This window comes from Virgibacillus sp. FSP13 (assembly GCF_054048505.1).
Genome location: NZ_JBSVKG010000002.1, coordinates 192,423 through 209,013 on the forward strand (window position 1 = coordinate 192,423; position 16,591 = coordinate 209,013).

General features: G+C 35.8%; 22 protein-coding genes and 2 pseudogenes. 5 read left to right on the forward strand and 19 right to left on the reverse strand.

Annotated elements, in window-relative coordinates:
• Positions 1 to 6: 6 nt before the first annotated feature.
• From ACW2QC_RS02805 to ACW2QC_RS02820, 4 genes and pseudogenes are all read right to left on the reverse strand, one after another.
• Positions 7 to 612: pseudogene (locus ACW2QC_RS02805) on the reverse strand (molybdopterin-dependent oxidoreductase); the annotation flags it as partial.
• On the reverse strand, positions 609 to 887 hold the full coding sequence (locus ACW2QC_RS02810; protein ID WP_457542461.1) for a hypothetical protein: 279 nt from the start codon (positions 885 to 887) through the stop codon (positions 609 to 611). The pseudogene ACW2QC_RS02805 and the gene ACW2QC_RS02810, both read right to left, overlap by 4 nt.
• 100 nt (positions 888 to 987) lie before the next feature.
• The gene (locus tag ACW2QC_RS02815; protein ID WP_457542462.1) at positions 988 to 1,305 is read right to left on the reverse strand and encodes a hypothetical protein; all 318 of its coding nucleotides are present in this window, start codon (positions 1,303 to 1,305) and stop codon (positions 988 to 990) included.
• A gap of 34 nt (positions 1,306 to 1,339) precedes the next feature.
• Positions 1,340 to 1,756 (reverse strand): hemerythrin domain-containing protein, encoded by a 417-nt coding sequence (locus tag ACW2QC_RS02820; protein ID WP_457542463.1) that lies wholly within the window; start codon positions 1,754 to 1,756, stop codon positions 1,340 to 1,342.
• A gap of 476 nt (positions 1,757 to 2,232) precedes the next feature.
• Here ACW2QC_RS02820 and ACW2QC_RS02825 point away from each other — a divergent pair, with 476 nt between their 5' ends.
• Positions 2,233 to 2,505: an acylphosphatase gene (locus tag ACW2QC_RS02825; protein WP_457542464.1), complete on the forward strand. Its 273-nt coding sequence runs from the start codon at positions 2,233 to 2,235 to the stop codon at positions 2,503 to 2,505.
• A 41-nt stretch (positions 2,506 to 2,546) separates the two neighbouring features.
• Here the strand turns inward: ACW2QC_RS02825 and ACW2QC_RS02830 are convergent, their stop codons facing one another.
• Positions 2,547 to 2,786 (reverse strand): DUF362 domain-containing protein, encoded by a 240-nt coding sequence (locus ACW2QC_RS02830; protein WP_106497462.1) that lies wholly within the window; start codon positions 2,784 to 2,786, stop codon positions 2,547 to 2,549.
• Between the two features lie 224 nt (positions 2,787 to 3,010).
• On the opposite strand from ACW2QC_RS02830, the gene ACW2QC_RS02835 reads away from it, so the two are divergent.
• Positions 3,011 to 4,201, forward strand: coding sequence for a M14 family metallopeptidase (locus ACW2QC_RS02835; protein WP_457542465.1), 1,191 nt, complete (start codon positions 3,011 to 3,013; stop codon positions 4,199 to 4,201).
• Positions 4,202 to 4,231: 30 nt separating this feature from the next.
• On the opposite strand, the gene ACW2QC_RS02840 is transcribed toward ACW2QC_RS02835, so the two are convergent.
• The 11 genes and pseudogenes from ACW2QC_RS02840 to ACW2QC_RS02890 form a co-directional block, all read right to left on the reverse strand.
• Entirely contained in the window at positions 4,232 to 4,780 is a 549-nt protein-coding gene (locus ACW2QC_RS02840; RefSeq protein WP_457542466.1) for a histidine phosphatase family protein, read from the reverse strand.
• A 175-nt stretch (positions 4,781 to 4,955) separates the two neighbouring features.
• A complete protein-coding gene (locus ACW2QC_RS02845; protein WP_457542467.1) occupies positions 4,956 to 5,162 on the reverse strand; it encodes a DUF6501 family protein in 207 nt (68 codons plus the stop codon).
• Between the two features lie 59 nt (positions 5,163 to 5,221).
• Positions 5,222 to 6,181 carry a peptide-methionine (R)-S-oxide reductase MsrB gene (gene msrB, locus ACW2QC_RS02850; RefSeq protein WP_457542468.1) on the reverse strand — a complete coding sequence of 320 codons (960 nt, stop codon included), beginning with the start codon at positions 6,179 to 6,181 and terminating at the stop codon, positions 5,222 to 5,224.
• 79 nt (positions 6,182 to 6,260) lie between these two features.
• Positions 6,261 to 6,767 carry a VrrA/YqfQ family protein gene (gene vrrA, locus ACW2QC_RS02855; RefSeq protein ID WP_457542469.1) on the reverse strand — a complete coding sequence of 169 codons (507 nt, stop codon included), beginning with the start codon at positions 6,765 to 6,767 and terminating at the stop codon, positions 6,261 to 6,263.
• 1,193 nt (positions 6,768 to 7,960) lie between these two features.
• Complete coding sequence (locus ACW2QC_RS02860) at positions 7,961 to 8,179, reverse strand: YozE family protein (RefSeq protein WP_457542470.1); 219 nt, start codon at positions 8,177 to 8,179, stop codon at positions 7,961 to 7,963.
• Positions 8,180 to 8,192: 13 nt separating this feature from the next.
• On the reverse strand, positions 8,193 to 8,963 hold the full coding sequence (tatC, locus tag ACW2QC_RS02865; protein ID WP_457542471.1) for a twin-arginine translocase subunit TatC: 771 nt from the start codon (positions 8,961 to 8,963) through the stop codon (positions 8,193 to 8,195).
• Positions 8,964 to 9,101: 138 nt separating this feature from the next.
• A complete protein-coding gene (locus ACW2QC_RS02870; RefSeq protein ID WP_106497456.1) occupies positions 9,102 to 9,275 on the reverse strand; it encodes a twin-arginine translocase TatA/TatE family subunit in 174 nt (57 codons plus the stop codon).
• A gap of 21 nt (positions 9,276 to 9,296) precedes the next feature.
• On the reverse strand, positions 9,297 to 9,503 hold the full coding sequence (locus ACW2QC_RS02875) for a twin-arginine translocase TatA/TatE family subunit (RefSeq protein ID WP_106497455.1): 207 nt from the start codon (positions 9,501 to 9,503) through the stop codon (positions 9,297 to 9,299).
• 145 nt (positions 9,504 to 9,648) lie between these two features.
• Positions 9,649 to 10,195: pseudogene (mobA, locus tag ACW2QC_RS02880) on the reverse strand (molybdenum cofactor guanylyltransferase).
• An 8-nt stretch (positions 10,196 to 10,203) separates the two neighbouring features.
• Positions 10,204 to 10,695: a dihydrofolate reductase gene (locus ACW2QC_RS02885; RefSeq protein ID WP_457542472.1), complete on the reverse strand. Its 492-nt coding sequence runs from the start codon at positions 10,693 to 10,695 to the stop codon at positions 10,204 to 10,206.
• A gap of 26 nt (positions 10,696 to 10,721) precedes the next feature.
• On the reverse strand, positions 10,722 to 11,681 hold the full coding sequence (locus ACW2QC_RS02890) for a thymidylate synthase (protein WP_457542473.1): 960 nt from the start codon (positions 11,679 to 11,681) through the stop codon (positions 10,722 to 10,724).
• A 500-nt stretch (positions 11,682 to 12,181) separates the two neighbouring features.
• Between ACW2QC_RS02890 and ACW2QC_RS02895 the strand changes: the two genes are divergently transcribed.
• Positions 12,182 to 13,210, forward strand: a complete 1,029-nt coding sequence (locus ACW2QC_RS02895; RefSeq protein ID WP_457542474.1) for a C40 family peptidase — start codon at positions 12,182 to 12,184, stop codon at positions 13,208 to 13,210.
• Between the two features lie 81 nt (positions 13,211 to 13,291).
• Positions 13,292 to 13,654: a DUF2512 family protein gene (locus ACW2QC_RS02900; protein WP_457542475.1), complete on the forward strand. Its 363-nt coding sequence runs from the start codon at positions 13,292 to 13,294 to the stop codon at positions 13,652 to 13,654.
• 55 nt (positions 13,655 to 13,709) lie between these two features.
• On the opposite strand, the gene ACW2QC_RS02905 is transcribed toward ACW2QC_RS02900, so the two are convergent.
• Positions 13,710 to 14,300: an HD domain-containing protein gene (locus tag ACW2QC_RS02905; protein WP_457542476.1), complete on the reverse strand. Its 591-nt coding sequence runs from the start codon at positions 14,298 to 14,300 to the stop codon at positions 13,710 to 13,712.
• Positions 14,301 to 14,649: 349 nt separating this feature from the next.
• Between ACW2QC_RS02905 and ACW2QC_RS02910 the strand changes: the two genes are divergently transcribed.
• Positions 14,650 to 14,850, forward strand: a complete 201-nt coding sequence (locus ACW2QC_RS02910) for a cold-shock protein (RefSeq protein ID WP_106497448.1) — start codon at positions 14,650 to 14,652, stop codon at positions 14,848 to 14,850.
• A gap of 69 nt (positions 14,851 to 14,919) precedes the next feature.
• Here the strand turns inward: ACW2QC_RS02910 and ACW2QC_RS02915 are convergent, their stop codons facing one another.
• Both ACW2QC_RS02915 and ACW2QC_RS02920 read right to left on the reverse strand, forming a co-directional pair.
• Positions 14,920 to 15,429 (reverse strand): isoprenylcysteine carboxyl methyltransferase family protein, encoded by a 510-nt coding sequence (locus tag ACW2QC_RS02915; RefSeq protein WP_457542477.1) that lies wholly within the window; start codon positions 15,427 to 15,429, stop codon positions 14,920 to 14,922.
• A complete protein-coding gene (locus ACW2QC_RS02920; protein ID WP_457542478.1) occupies positions 15,426 to 16,517 on the reverse strand; it encodes a type III polyketide synthase in 1,092 nt (363 codons plus the stop codon). Before ACW2QC_RS02920 ends, ACW2QC_RS02915 begins: the two co-directional genes overlap by 4 nt.
• Between the last annotated feature and the right edge of the window lie 74 nt (positions 16,518 to 16,591).

Genomic DNA, 16,591 nt, shown 5'->3' on the forward strand with positions numbered 1-16,591 from the left:
AATTTAACTTATCATTGACATTGCTGGTATTGGACTGAAACCAGCAATACGGTCAGGACCATATTTTTTAATTGTGTGAATAGAGGAACTTGCAATGATTTCACACATATCTTTCCATGTTGCCCGGACAAATCCGCCTTTTCCTCGGGCACTGACATATTTTGCGCGTTTTTCAGGATCACTTACAATGTTTTCCTAAGCTTCAACTGGATCATATCCTTGGTCACGTTCATTTATCCAAAGTTCATATAAATCGCCACGAACGTATGGGTACTTCACCCTGATTGGACTGTATGTATACCAGGAAAAACTTGCACCCCTTGGACATCCTCTAGGTTCATATTCAGGGAAATCATCGCCAGTACTTGGATAGTCAGTTTGTTGTGTTTCGGATGTGATAATTCCATCCTTAACATAGATTTTCCAACTACATGAACCAGTACAATTGACCCCATGTGTGGAACGAACGATTTTATCATGCTGTCATCGTCTGCGGTACATATCTTCCCAGTTTCGTGGGCGGGGGCTTTCTTCTGTCCATCCGTCATTAATTCGCTTCCCGTGATTGATATGTTTTAATGATCCAAGTAGCTTGTTTTTATTTTTATTCACTTCTTACCACCCTCTTCATTTAATGAATTAATTGGATTAAAGCGTTCTCTTAAAATACGAAAACTACCTGAACCTTCTTCTAATTCTTCAAGGAAAATTTTTATTGTTGGTGCATTTGCAGCAACTAATATCAACCGTTCCAATGAGTCCATATTACTTATTTTATAAATGGCGTCGATAACACCAGAAGGCACATATCCAAACCTCATCTTAAGCACAGCAATCAAGTCTTCGCGATCTTGAACAAAATTAGCATCTTCCTCAAATGAAAACATCCCAATTCTTCCTTTCTATTAAGGTCACCTAGAAAGATAATTTCTTTAGTAGCCTATTCTTTATCAAAAATATCACGGGACACCTAAACCGATTTCCTAATTATATTTTCATCATTTTAAAGTAATCGGCAATCATTACTTCTTTACATTTCTCACCGAGTTCTTTGATAAATTCGGTGATTTGAGTATCTAATTGATTTATCGCTTCCAAAGTGAATAATTGTGACTTCGTATGAGCAAATCCATCACCAAAATGGATAAGAATTCGATATTCAGATCCCTCTTCTGCTATGTTTGCTTGAATATCGTAAGGATGAACATGCAAATTTTCCAATTCTGTTTCGATATATTCGTATAGCTTCGGAAATAATATCCGTATTGGCTGTTCATTCTCTAATTTCTTTCCCTCTTGTTCCAAGGATTTTCACCTCCAAACGCTGTCTGATTTATGATCAATGATTCAGTAATATTTTCTCTTCTGCTTGATTATGAAGTTGGTCAACCAAAATGAGTGCTTGAAATCGTTGAACGACATCATCACTTATACCATCCTTATTTAACATCGTTCTAATTTCCTTTACCAAAAGTCGTAAAAGATTGTGATCACGTGTCAATTCAATAATCGATTCCTTCAAATCTGGTGTTGTTTCAACTAATTCCTTATATAATCCTTCTTCCTCTGAATCCGCATGTCGAAGTGTTCGGTTTTCCCAGTGTTCCACTACGACAAAGGCAACTTCCAACGCTTTATCAAAATGTTCATCCTTAACAAGGCGATCAAGTAATTCAGTTAACTCCGCAGCTTCATGTAATGCCGCTTCGTGAATGGCGGAATGGCTATCCGTATGTTTTAAAGCTGGACCTGACATATAGGCTTCACTCCTTTGTTAGAATTAAAATATAGCTGCAATTACATCGACAAAATTCGTCAAATTCACTGTTGATATTTCTAAGAATATCATGGATAAAATTGTATAACAATAGACTTTCAAATTAGTGTGACAACGATCACAATGTCATTTTTCTGCCATACTTTAGCTAGAAAATTATTACTACTGTATGGTTAATAAGTTGGTATAAAATTGTCTTTTCTAGTCATTCTTTTATAAAGCATTCCATATTATTTATATTTTCACACCCCTTTTATTCCAATTTTTATTTTTATAGGAAAAACTTGCGCAGATCCCTTGATGGTTTAAAAATTGAATACTTATTTTATGGGCTGGTTTTTTTAAAATTATGGAAAGTGACGCTAGTTTAAGCTATATTTCTTTTCATGTTTAAATTATTGTTTTAAGGTTAAATAGAAAGATAAAGCAGTGTAAGGTAAGGAGATGGCGTTGTTTTGTTTGCACATATTATCGTAAGTGGACGTGTACAAGGTGTTGGATTTAGATATTCAGCGAAGCAGTCAGCACTAGAACACCAACTAGTTGGGTGGGTACAAAATAAGTTTGACGGATCGGTGGAGTTGGAAGTTGTTGGAGAGGAAAGCCAGGTGAATCATTACGTAGACATACTTAAATCTGGATTTAATCGGTATATTCGTGTTGATGATGTACAACTAGAAACATCGCAAATGACAACCAAGGATTTTGATTCTTTCTCTATTAGATAATTCAATAGTTAAAGCCGCTATCATTAAGTAGCGGCCTCTGTTTATCGGTCTTCATAAAATTTTCGGTTTAATTCGATATATTCATTTTCTTCTTCCGGTACCTCATCTTCCATATAAATCGCTTCTACCGGACATACTGCTTCACAGGCTCCACAGTCAATACAGATGTCAGGATCAATATAAAACATATCTTTACCTTCTTCTATACAATCAACCGGACATACTTCCACACATTCCCCTGATTTTTCATTTTTACAAGGTGATGTAATAACAAAAGCCAAGCAAAACTCCTCCTTCTACCGTTTTGTTTCTAGCATATATTGTACAAATCCGTTTTTTAGTAAATTTGTATATTATTTATAGTACCGAACAACCCTGTTTCTTTCAAGCATTTCGGCACAATAATTCATTTTTTCAACAGTACAATCATAATGTTTCATAGGGGGCATTTTTTTGTGAATATACGGATATGAAACGTTCAATCAATAATAAGGGGTGCTTACAAATGAAAGTAACAATTCGGAACAAGGATTCTTTTTGGTATTTTAGTCAACTATTCGATATTCCACTAGTACTGATCGAAACATCAAACCCGGGACTTGATGCAACCAATTTACCTGTTGGACAACGTGTGAACATTCCTGGTTATACATTAAGTAACTATACAATCCAAAATGGTGACACATTATGGAAAATAGCTATTAACCGAAATATTCCAATGGATGCATTGTTTTTAGTAAACCCATTTGTAAATCAATACAGTTTACTAGTTGGACAGCAGATTTACATACCAGGACGATTACAGGACTACATTGTACAGGATGTAAATCATTATACATACGAAAAAATGCGTCAAGATTTGGAACAATTAATTGACGTTTACCCATTTATTGCTAAACAGACAATCGGCCATTCGGTAATGGGAAAAGATCTAGTCGAATTGCAACTTGGAATTGGTGACAAACAAATTCACATAGATGGTTCATTTCATGCGAACGAATGGATTACCACCCCGGTGATAATGCGGTTTTTGAACCAGTATGCACTATCACTTACTAATAATTTACCAATTCGTGGGATTTATATGCTTCCGATGTATATTGATACAAGCTTGTCAATTGTTCCCATGGTTAACCCTGATGGAGTAAACCTTGTATTAAACGGTGCAAATGCAGCTGGATCTTATAAACAGTTTGTCTTGAATTTGAATCATCAGCAGGCTGATTTTTCTAATTGGAAAGCAAATATCAAGGGAGTTGACCTTAATAATCAATATCCGGCCTTATGGGACATAGAAGCAGATCGAAAGCCTACGTCACCACAACCACGAGATTATCCAGGATCCTACCCATTATCAGAGCCTGAATCGATTGCGATGGCTGACTTAGCAAGAACACGGGATTTCACAAGATTAAATGCTTTTCATACACAGGGAAAAGAAATTTATTGGGGATTTGAAGGATATGAACCACCAATTTCTGCCGTCATTGCTGATGAATATGCCCGTGTAAGCGGATATACAGCCGTACGGTATCTAGACAGTTATGCGGGTTATAAAGACTGGTTTATTCAGGAATTTAAAAGACCAGGGTTCACGATTGAGCTAGGAAGTGGGGTGAATCCATTGTCCATAAAAAAATTCCCTGAGATATACCAGGAAAGTTTAGGAATCATGTTGGCTAATTTATATTTATGAACAGGTAAATGTTGGTCTATGGGTTAATTATTAATTCCATAGACATTCAACGCTTCTTCTGTCGTTTTTTTCACAGATTAAATAAACATCAGGATTTCTAAGTGCTTTCCATTGTTCAAATCCAAACGTTTGATCAAATTGTTTCAATAGTAATGTGATTAAATTCCCGTGGCTTACGATAATCACATTTGAGGCTGTATCATCAGCGAAAACAGTGTCAAGTACAGTGTTTGCCCGACTTATTGCATCATTACCTGATTCACCACCAGGCAAAGTAAAGTCTAGATCGACAAAAGATTGTTCCAATACTTCTAGCCAATCATCAATTGGTTCATTACTCAAAATTCGCTCGGTTAAATTTTCATTAATTTCTATCCTAGTATTTATTTGTTCGGCAAATGGTTTAATACTCTCAATTGCTCGTAAGTATGGACTGGAAATAATTTTATCAACCTGAATTTTCTGTTCACTAAAAAAATTTGAAAGTAATTGTGCTTGTCTCATTCCTTTGTATGTTAGTGGTGAGTCCTTATGTTGACCATCAGCGGAACAATGACGAACCAAAAATATATTTTTCAATACTGTTCAGTCCCTTTTTTAGGATGTGTGAGGTTTACAGACGTTCAACGATTGAATAATTAAAAATTATAAATCAATTATATCACTAATTGATTAGGTAAGATACATTTTTCATTTAATTATTGACAAATAATTGCAAAATTATGCATGAAAAAATAACAGGGTATTTCCCCTGTTATTTCACCTCTTCAAAATAAGTTTTTAAAAAGCCACCAATCCGTTCGCTGTTATCAACAATAAAATAAAACTCATCCGTTTCATTTTTAACATCGTACATTTTTCCAGGGGTTAATTTATTATTTACAACGAACTTTTTGGCATCAGCATGTACACATTTAATTTGCTTGATCGTTTCCCTATTTTCCCAATCTAAATGAATCATTTCACTCACTCCATTATCGTCATTAAGTTTACATAATAATATTATAATCAACTTGTTGTTTACTGAAATAAGTACAGATATTTTTCGTATCCTTCTTTAGCCATTTTTTCTTTTGGAATAAACCGCATGGCAGCTGAATTCATGCAATATCGTAAACCACCCTGCTCTTTTGGCCCATCATTAAAAACGTGCCCTAAATGGGAATCTCCTTCTTTACTTCTTACTTCTGTTCGAATCATTCCATGTGTTGTATCTGTATTTTCCTTTATTTGATAGTGATCAACTGGCTTCGTAAAGCTAGGCCAGCCACAACCGGCATCGAATTTATCATGGGATGAGAACAGAACCTCTCCAGATACAATGTCAACATAAATCCCATCTTTTTCATTATTCCAATATTCATTTTGAAAAGGTCGCTCCGTTCCATTTTCCTGAGTAACACTATATTGGATTGGTGTTAACTGTTCTTTTAGTTTTGATTTATCAATTGACTTTGTCCAGTTATTTTTAATAAAGTCAGCCCTCCCTGATCCTTTTTTATACATTTTATAATGAAAAGCGTGTGTCTTGTAATAATCTTGATGCTCGTCCTCCGCTGGATAAAAAGCTTTAGCGGGAATAATTTCTGTTACAATTGGTTTTGTAAACTTCCCGCTATCAGCTAATTTCTGTTTTGAAGACTCGGCTATTTCTTTTTGTTTTTCATTGTGATAAAAAATCGCTGTTTGATAAGATGCACCACGGTCATTAAATTGTCCACCAGCATCTGTTGGATCTATTTGTTGCCAAAACGTTTCAACAAGCTGCTCATACGTCATGATTGATGGATCGTACGTTATTTGTACGGCTTCAACATGACCAGTTGTATTTGAACAAACTTCTTCATATGTTGGATTTTCCGTTGTTCCACCCGTATAACCAGACACCACATTGATAATCCCCGGACGTTTATCAAACGGTTCTACCATACACCAAAAACATCCACCAGCAAAAGTAGCTACTTCTTGATTTACTACCATTACATTACCTCCACTAAACTGTATTTGTTTCTATTTTTTCGTCTTTCTGGATAAAAATCAAGTTGTGCGACTCATTTTATCAAATAAATAGTTTCGGTTTTGATTCTCCACGATTTTGATTGGCTGTTTTTGTTTGTTCCGTAGAATTATTGGATTCGTTCTGTGTTGTTACATGAGGTTGTTCCGTTGATGGTGAATCCGTCTCTACATCTCCATCTGTTTCATTATCAATATCTTTAAACGCCTTCAACATTTTAAACATAGTAGGAATGTTTTTTACCATTGGTCCGTATTGTTGCACCATTGGGGCTGCTGATTGAGCTATTTTTAAAACTTGCTGAACATTATTTAACGTACCTGAGAGCCCCCCTGCTGTACGTGTTGGCAGTGATCCTTGCTGTGCCGTCTTAGACTGAAATAGCCGGCCGATTATGTTTTGCATCGGATTACGGGATTGTGGTTGCTGACCGATCATCGGTCGATTTGAAAACATTGGATGAACTGGAGTGCGTTGTAAAGGATTTGGTCTCATTTGATTCATTTGATTAGGTGGTAAATTTGGTGGACGTTGGGTTGGGAAAGCCATAATTACCCCTCATTTCCATAGTTGTTTCTAGATTATTGTACGTATTTTCCCTTAAAGAGTGTAGGCCATCTAATTGATAGCTTACTTTTTAAAAGTTGTTGTTTTTGAAGGGAAATAACTAAACATAAATTTCCCTTCACGTGGATTCCTTAAAAATCCCGTGCATTTTTTACGTGTATTGTAACGCTGTTGAAGCCTTCCTCGCCCTAAGGGAAGATAGACTCTCCAGCCGACCCTAGAAAGTGGAATGTATACGGGCTTCGGGGAAGAGAGAATCCCTCTATTTAGTAAAGATTATTTCTTTAGTAACTTTAGGATGTAGTAAACTTAATTTTTATATACTTTTTAAGGATTCGAGGAAATAAATAAACGTGTATTTCCCGGGAAACCGCAGTATACAACATTTTTAATAATTTTGATGGCGTATTTTGGCGAACAGTAAGGAAACATGGAGACAACCTTCCTATGGTTTTACAGTAGTTCTGTTTGTTTTAGGTCGACTTGATTTTTCAATTCCTTGAGGTTTGACCGTGGAAACTCAATAATTGCTTGGCCAATGTTTTAAGACGATAGTCAATATTCTAACCTTGTTTCGTATGTTTGCTGGTATTTCTTGTTGATTTTTTCCCAACTGTATTGCTGTTGTTGTAATGTTGGTTCCATCTTATCTATTTAATTTTTAAAACTAGCAGCATCTGCAATATTATCTGGCAAGTGTTTTGCTAACTCCGCTATTTTGGTCTCTGTTTTACCACTTTATTTCGCGACCGTTTGATATTTTCTGAAATTTGATCAAACGTTTGTTTAAATTCCTCCTTCTTCCTTTTAGCATTTGTCTGTTGCTCCAAGTACACCAATTTAGCATCGAGCTTGTCTTTTTATTCTTTTAATTTGGAGTTCCATTCCTTCCATTAGTTAATGACAGTTTGAATTGAATTTGGTTGACCTTCTCCAGATATCATCAGGTAATTGCCTAAACAATTTCTGTACTACGGAAATCAACTGAATAATAATTTTTGTTATTTAATCCAGCAATAGAGGTTGGAAATCGCAAACGCTTTATACCAGCGAAGTGCATTTACGTGATAGTGGTAGTGTACCAATCATCGTCACAGATAATCAATTACGAAATTTAAAAAGTAATAAATGTTATGAAGAGAGCACTAAAAAAACTCTGGATATTCTCCAGAGTTTTAGTCTTCGTGTGTTTTATATAATTCCCATACGTCATCAAAGGCTTGTAATGCATTCGTAAATGGACTATTCCATTCTAGATAGTTACTAATTTCAGTGTAATCTGTTGAATGTTTTGGGAAATCATGATCGTAAAAAATCCAATCCGCAAGACGACTTATATCATCGGGTTGTTTTTTACCACGAAAGGTCATCATATAATGGTAAAATGAACGCATGAACAATTCCCCCCTAATCATAGTTCTCCTGCTCCATAAATTCTTGATGTTTTTTTAGTTTTTTTCGATAGACGATACCAGAAAGGTGAATGCTTATTTCATATAAAATAATTAACGGGATAGCCACAATAATTTGTAAAACAAAATCTGGTGGTGTGACAATCGCTCCGATAATGATTAGGACAAAATAGGCATACTTTCTTGTCTTCCGCATAAAATCAGGGGTAATAATTCCAAGGCTTGTTAAAAACATGGAAATAATTGGTATTTCAAACAATACTGCGAACGGAATTGTTACCCGAAGTAAAAATTTAAAATATTTATCTACGGTAAACAATTCATTAAACATACCATCATTCAACGAAAGTAAAAATGGTAAAATTAGTTTGATAAAAATAAAGTAACCGAATACTAGCCCGCCGATAAATAACAAAAATACTGCTGGAATATAGGCCAATGAGGCTTTTTGTTCGGATCGTGTAAGCCCGGGCTTTATAAAGAGCCAAATTTGTAAAAATAAAATCGGGATAGTACCAACCACGGCAACCAGACCTGCCATCGTGAAATAAATCCAGATGATTTCACCGGGACTTATAACATTTAATGAAAAATCCAAATCATTAACGAAAAATCCATAGATTTCCTTTACATAAATAAATCCCAAAATAAAAAATAAAACGAAAAATACAGCAGTAACGATCAGCCTATTTCTTAATTCTGATAAATGTCCGGTTACATTCATTTCTTTTTCATTTGTGTTAACAGATTGTTGATCTTCAGACATTGATTCACTCTCACTTCCTGGAGCTTAAGCACAAAAGAAGATGCAAGGTTATTGCCCTTACACCTTCATATAGCCATTTTATCCCGTATGAACGGGCAGCAAAACTTACACCGAGTGATGTTTCACTTATACTAGGTATTATTTGTTTTTATCTTTATCATCATCAGAGACAATATCTTTTGTAGCATTTTTAAATTCCTTCAACGAACTCCCAAAAGCTTTCCCGATTTCCGGTAGCTTTGATGGACCAAAAATGACTAACGCGACGATCAATATTAAAATTAATCCTGGTATACCGATATTGCTAAACATAATGTATCACTCCGAATGATTTTATTGGTTTTCTTTCCCGTTAATTATTTCTTTTGTTTCTTTCACTTCATCAGTAACGTCACTTGTAAGTTCTCGTGCAGAGTTTTTAAATTCACGTAATGAATGACCTGCAGCTTTTCCGATTTCTGGAAGTTTTTTCGGTCCAAAGATGACTAAGGCAATAATTAAAATTAAAATCAATCCTGGGAACCCTATATTTGATAACATAAGCACACCTCTTTGTAGTTAATTATAAAGCTATTCTTATTAACTTGGAAATAATTTGCGAAAAAAATACACACAACGTTCATAAATTTAATTATGTAGCTCGTAAACGTATATAGTTTAACATGATTACCGTTGTAAGGACAACTTATACTTTCTTAGCTTGATCATATTGCGAGGGATAATTCATGTTAAAAAAATGTTTTGTCAGTGTTTCTGGTGAAATCGCTGAAAAATGATGGATATAGTTTACTTGAATATGGTCAAAAATACCACGAACTTTGCGATTATTATTAGCTAACTGCTGCTGAATTATAGGCAATACAGATTTTCGATAAATACCTGCGAGTGGATGAATTTGATTCTCAAAGACAGGAATAACAGCATCAAATTGTTTTAATTGGTCAATTAAATATACATATACATACTGATTTATAAATGGCATGTCACAGGCAGCAAGCTGTCTCAAGCCCTGCTAAAGGACCTTTGTTTATATATCTGTCTTCGATCAATGGTACATGAAGAAACTCATATGCAACGGGTTCATTTGTTACAACCACGACCTCATCACTACATTTCATTAATTCTTTGGCAACATGTTCAATTACGGGTTTGTTATGAAGTTGTAACAATGATTTATTTTTCCCCATTCTTGTTGACCTTCCACCTGATAGAATCACACCACAGCATTTCATATTATCCCCTACCTTCGATCATACTGTAAAAAGTAATAATCATAAGGGTTTTTTTCGTTCTTTTCTCCTTGTACTCTTGAGGTCAATGACCATTCCTCCATTGTGAAAATTGGAAAACGGGTATCTCCTTCAAAGGAATGATCAATAAATGTAATATACATGCGATCAGCAATATCGATTAATTCCTCGAAAATGGTTCCCCCACCAATAACAAAGATTTCTTCATCTGGACTTTCATCCTTCCATTTTGCTACTGTATCCAAATCATGAATGACGTGAACACCTTCTGGAAATTTGTCGGGATTCTGCTTGGTAATGACGATGTTTTTCCGTTTAGGCAGTGCTTTACCAATCGATTCGAATGTTTTTCTGCCCATAATAATCGTATGATCTGTTGTAAGTTCTTTAAAAAATTTTAAATCATTTGGTAAATGCCATGGTAGGTCCTTCTCTGATCCAATCACTTGATTATGGCTCATTGCGACGAGTAATGAGATCAACGTTAAATTCCTCCTTTATTCATCAATCAAACAGCTATAGGTGCTTTAATGGCTGGATGTGGATCATAGTCCGTGATTTCAAAATCCGTTAGTTCAAAATCAAAAATCGACTGTTTTTCTGTATTTAGTTTGATTGTTGGTAGATTCCTTACTTCTCTTTCCAATTGTATGTTTACTTGTTCTACATGATTGGAATAAATGTGTGCATCACCGAGTGTATGAATGAATTCGCCAACTTCCAGATTACATTCGTGGGCGATCAAGTGTGTTAATAGTGCATAGCTTGCGATATTAAATGGTACTCCTAAAAAGATATCCGCACTTCGTTGATACAACTGACAAGAAAGTTTTCCATCCGCTACGTAAAATTGGAACAATGTATGGCATGGTGGTAATGCCATATTTGATGGAACGTCCTCAGGATTCCAAGCCGTAACGATATGACGACGTGAATCTGGGTTTGTTTGAATTGATGTTATCACTTGCTTTAATTGATCAATTGTTTCATTTTTTGACGTTTTCCACGCACGCCATTGTTTGCCATAAACAGAACCAAGGTCACCGTATTTTTTTGCAAATGTGTCATCATGAATAATATTATCTTTGAAGATGGCCATCTGCTCTCGGTATAATTTATTAAATTCTGGGTTCTGCTGGCTGCGATTGCCAAAATCCGTCATATCTGGTCCGGTATATTCAGAGCTTTCCACCCATTTTTTAAATGCCCATTCATTCCAGATATTGTTATTATTCTTAACTAAATAGCGAATGTTTGTGTCTCCTTTAATAAACCACAGTAATTCACTTGCTACAAGGCGAAAGGGAACTTTTTTTGTCGTCAAAAGTGGAAACCCATTTCTTAGATCAAAACGCATTTGATGACCAAACACAGAATAAGTTCCCGTATTGGTACGATCGTCTTTTTTTGTTCCATTTTGCAGTACATGTTTACATAAATCTAAATATGCTTGTTCATCTTTCAGCATATAATCCCCTCCGCTCTTTGATACTAATAGACATAGTTCAATGTATTATTAAATCTCCGTTAACTGAAGTTTCACTTTACCCATTGTAACATAAACGTAATCCGTAGTAGATCATAAACCATTCATTATCGCATAAAACTGTTAAGAGTGCGTGTTCAAAAAGGAGGATAAAAAGGACCGCGTCGGTTAAGTACGCTGGCGTCCTGCCAGCAACGCCGACACTAGCACGTCCTGTGCGTCGAAAGTTCAAGGCGGCGTAGCTTTGAGTACCGAAACGGGCTTCCATAGGATGTGGTGACTTCTGCGTTGCCCACAGGACGTGGGCGGTTTTAGCAAAAGTTCCTTAGCTCGTGAGGAACGGGCTTACACAGGAAGTGTTGACTTCTACGTTGCCCACAGGACGTGGGCGTACTTAGTAGAAGTTCCCTTTTCGCTAACGAAGAAATTCGATGTGTCATTTTTACCGGACTTTTTGAACAACCTCTTAAGAGGAATGAAACATGAAAGGGGACATTCTTGTGAATGGAACTGTTGAACATGTTATGAAACAATCTGTGCTTTATAGCTTCATGTTAAGCCAACCACTTGCTACCTATGTTGATGCATATCCTGTCCTTCAAAACAATTTATTAATCGAAGCGGAACTTGTAGAATATGGCGAACATAGTGAAACAGTTCGCGTATTACAACAAAAATTAAATAAGTTAGCTTATTATGATGATCATATTGATGGTGACTTTGGAATTTTGACAGAACATGCGCTAAAAAAATTTCAAACAGAACATGACATTACGGTAACAGGGCAAGGTGATATTAAGACAATATATGAATTAATCGAAGCCGAAAAAGCGATGTATATGGAACAAATAAAAGATCTATCAGAAACGATTTATCCTGGTTTGCATAGCAATGATGTGAAACTCGTACAGCAGGCCTTGCATTATTTTGGCTATTATGAGGGAGAAATGGATGGGATTTTTGGACCACGTACAATGCAAGCCTTAAAAATTGCCGAGGATGAACACGATATAGAACTTACAAATGGAATAACGCAACAAAAACTAACAGTATTGTATGAAAAAACCGATAATAACCAAGTAAAGGCAAAAGAAACTGAGACTGCTACCAAAAACAATGAACATAAGGTGAAGAATGTAGAAGTAAAAGGAACCAATAATGCTCAAATAGCCCAAGTCGCCACTCAATACATTGGTACACCTTACGTATGGGGTGGTGAATCACCGGATGGGTTTGACTGTAGTGGATTTATTCAATATGTGTTCCAGACTCAAGGTATCACAACACCAAGAACAGTTGGTGATATGTGGAACTTTTCCCAATCTGTAGGTAATCCATCAATCGGGGACCTTGTCTTCTTTGAAACCTATAAACCTGGGCCATCACATATGGGAATTTATCTAGGTGACGGGGAATTCATTCATGCTGGGGAGTCTCGTGGAGTAGAAATAAGTAAAATGAACAATTCATATTGGGAATCCAAATATATTGGAGCGAAGCGAATCAATTAATTGTGTTGCCACTCATTTTATAATAATCCCTTGAACAATGACAAATACTAAGCATATTAAAGTCAAAAAGGTGGGATTAAAATGAGTGGATTCATCGTAAAATTAATTGTATGTCCGATAGGTATCATCCTTGCATCGTGGATTTTCCCTAATGTTAATTTTGCTTATTGGTACCAGCCAATCATTATTGGTGTTGTATTAGCAGTTATTGGTTATTTTATGGAAGTTGTAATGCTAAAGGAAAACACGAACTGGTTAAGCACAGGATTGGATTTTATTGTCACGACACTTGTTGTCTATTACGGTGCCATGTTCTTCGTAAATTCAGCCGTCACCTTTTGGGGAGCAGTCTTGACTGGAATTCTCATTGCAGTAACAGAAATATTCCAGCATTACTGGTTATTGGAAACTGGAAGAGCAAAAAAAGGACCTGTCAGCGACTAAATCTTAAAGGCTGGTTATAGGGTTTCATATTCCTATAATCGGCCTTTTTATGTTTTTACCATTCACGAAAGAACTGCTTTAAATATGCTTCCATGAATTTGTGTCGTTCACTTGCGATTTGTCTTGCTGTTTTTGTATGCATGCATTCTTTTAATGTTAATAATTTATCATAAAAGTGTTGAATGGAAGTGTTCCCTTTATATGTATCATGGTAAATAAACTGCCCCTTCGCCCCACCATAAGCAAAGGTTCTGGCAATTCCAATCGCACCAATTGCATCAATCCGATCAGCATCTTGAACAATTTTCCCTTCTAGTGTCGTTGGGACGTTCCCTTTACTGAACGAAACATCTTTCATAGCTGTTTTTATCTGTTTAATACTACAAGTTGTTAAACCAATCGATTCGAGAAATAAATCCAATTCATGTAAAGCTTTTTTTGGATCAGTAAAAAGTTTATAATCACCAATATCATGTAGCCACGCGGCAGCCTCACAAATGAAAATGTCAGCAGACTCTTGTTCCGCGATCATCCTTGCTGTTTTGGCTACACGCCGCATATGAAAATAATCATGTCCTGATGTGTCATCTTGAAAGTGATCCATTACATAAGTCTTTATTTTCGATAGTTGCTCATCTATTCTCATAAAAACACCCCTTCTCAAATTACTCCCTTAAGTAATTCCTGCTTTAAACGCTTTCATTATAACCCAACTCTTGATAAAAGATATAGTCATAACGTACTTAAAAAGTTATGATTTTTGGTGGCTATTTCTTGACGGAGAACCTAAAATAAGCTATGATTTAGACAAGCAAAGAAGATGTATGGAATCATTAATGACAGGCAGCTTCTATAGAAGTGGATGTGACTTATGATCCTACGCTTCTATAGGAGCTGCCTTTTTTCCGGTTCATCCAGCTTTGTATTATTAACACGTGTTAAAGAATGTTTAAATACATGCTTTTGCGTGAAAGTTTTTAGGAGGATTAATCACAATGGAAAACGGAGTAGTAAAATGGTTCAACGCAGAAAAGGGTTATGGTTTCATTCAAGTTGAAGACGGAAATGATGTATTTGTTCATTATTCTGCAATTCAAGAAGAAGGCTTCAAATCTTTAGAAGAAGGACAAGAAGTTACTTTTGAAATCGTAGAAGGCGAACGCGGACCTCAAGCGGCCAATGTAGTTAAAAAATAATTTATCAATATACAAAAGCGGTAATCTTTCGTTAGATTACCGCTTTTTCTGTTTTTTAATTAAAAACAATCAAGTCGCCCTTGTTAAAGCATTTTCTTCACGTGGTATCCGTAACCGCAAGAGACCAAGGTGCAGCAATGGAAATAAAAATGCTGTAAAATAAGCATCAAACATAAGTGGTATGATCAACAGTTCAATGAACACAATTAGATAATTTGGATGTTTGATATATTTATAAGGCCCTTTTTTAATCAAGGATACCCCTGGCAATATGATTATTTTCGTATTCCAAAATCTCCCTAAAGTTCGGATACACCATACCCGGCCGAATTGAGTGGCGATGAAAATCAGAAACAAAAAGGAACTTAATCGCTTGCCAGCAATATCATTTAATTCAACTTCAAAAATAATAGCCAGGAAAAACAAGCTATGGAGAATGATAAACCATTTGTAATGTTTCTTCCCTTTCTCAACTCCTCCTCTCTCTTTCATCCACTTTTCATTTCGTTTTGCTATCATTAGTTCCAAAATACGCTGACACACAATCGCTCCTAGTAAAAAAATCATCCATATCGTCATTCGCTCCACTCCAATAATAATAATTCTGAGCTAAATCCTGGCCCTAAAGCAGATAAAATGCTGAATTCCCTCGGACTAATTTCCTCCTCTTTCATCCATTCATTTAATACATAAATGACTGTGCTTGAAGACATGTTTCCATGATTTCGTAACACACTATACGAATGAACTAACTGTTCACGAGAAATATGTAAAGTATCTTCCATTGCCTCTAACACTTTCTTACCACCTGGATGTGCAATAAATGAATGAATGGAGTTATCAGTTATGTTTTCCTTTTTTAAAAACGCATTCATATGATCTTTCCAAAGTGTTTGTACGAGATTCGGAATACTTTTAGAAAAGATGACTTCCAATCCATTGTTTGTAATGCCCCACCCCATTACAGATAGACTATTCTTTTTTGTAAATGAACTTGTAGTAACTAGTTTGGGTAATACTTTTTTGCGTTTTAGGCGGTAGATAGAATCCTTTCCACTCATAAAAACGGCGCCCACTCCATCACCAAATAAAGCGGTTCCAACTAGGTTACTCTTCTTATGGTCATCTTTTTGAAATGTTAAGCTACACAATTCTGCACAAACAACAAGTACCGTTTTGTCTGGATGTGCCGTAAGAAAGTCATAGGCGCGCGCTAATCCAATGGCACCCCCGGCACAACCAAGTCCCCACAATGGCATGCGCTTAACATCCTCGCGAAAAGGACGTTCATTGAAAATGTGGGTATCAAGCGAAGGGGTAGCGATCCCAGTACTTGATACAAATATAATCATATCAACTGCCTCATACGGGATTGTTTCCGTTAAGAATTGCTCGTTTGTTAGGCAATGATCAATCGCCTTTAAGGAATAATCGCAAGCATGAATTTGATACAAATTATTTTTTTCCTGAAAAGTATGGTTAGTTTTAAACCAATCCTTTTCTATTACGAATTGTCGTTTCGCTATTTCGGCATGGTCAAATACCGGTAACAATCTTGCCAATTGTTTTTCTGTATACGGAAATAACGCTCCAACCATTTCTTTAATTTCTTGTTGGTTCATTTCATATTTTGGAATGCCAACACCTGTAGAACAAATATATGTCATTAGATTCACCTTTTTAAAGGTAGTTTGTGTTGTTTGAATTAAAATATGAAAAAAATTTCTAACTGACAATCGTA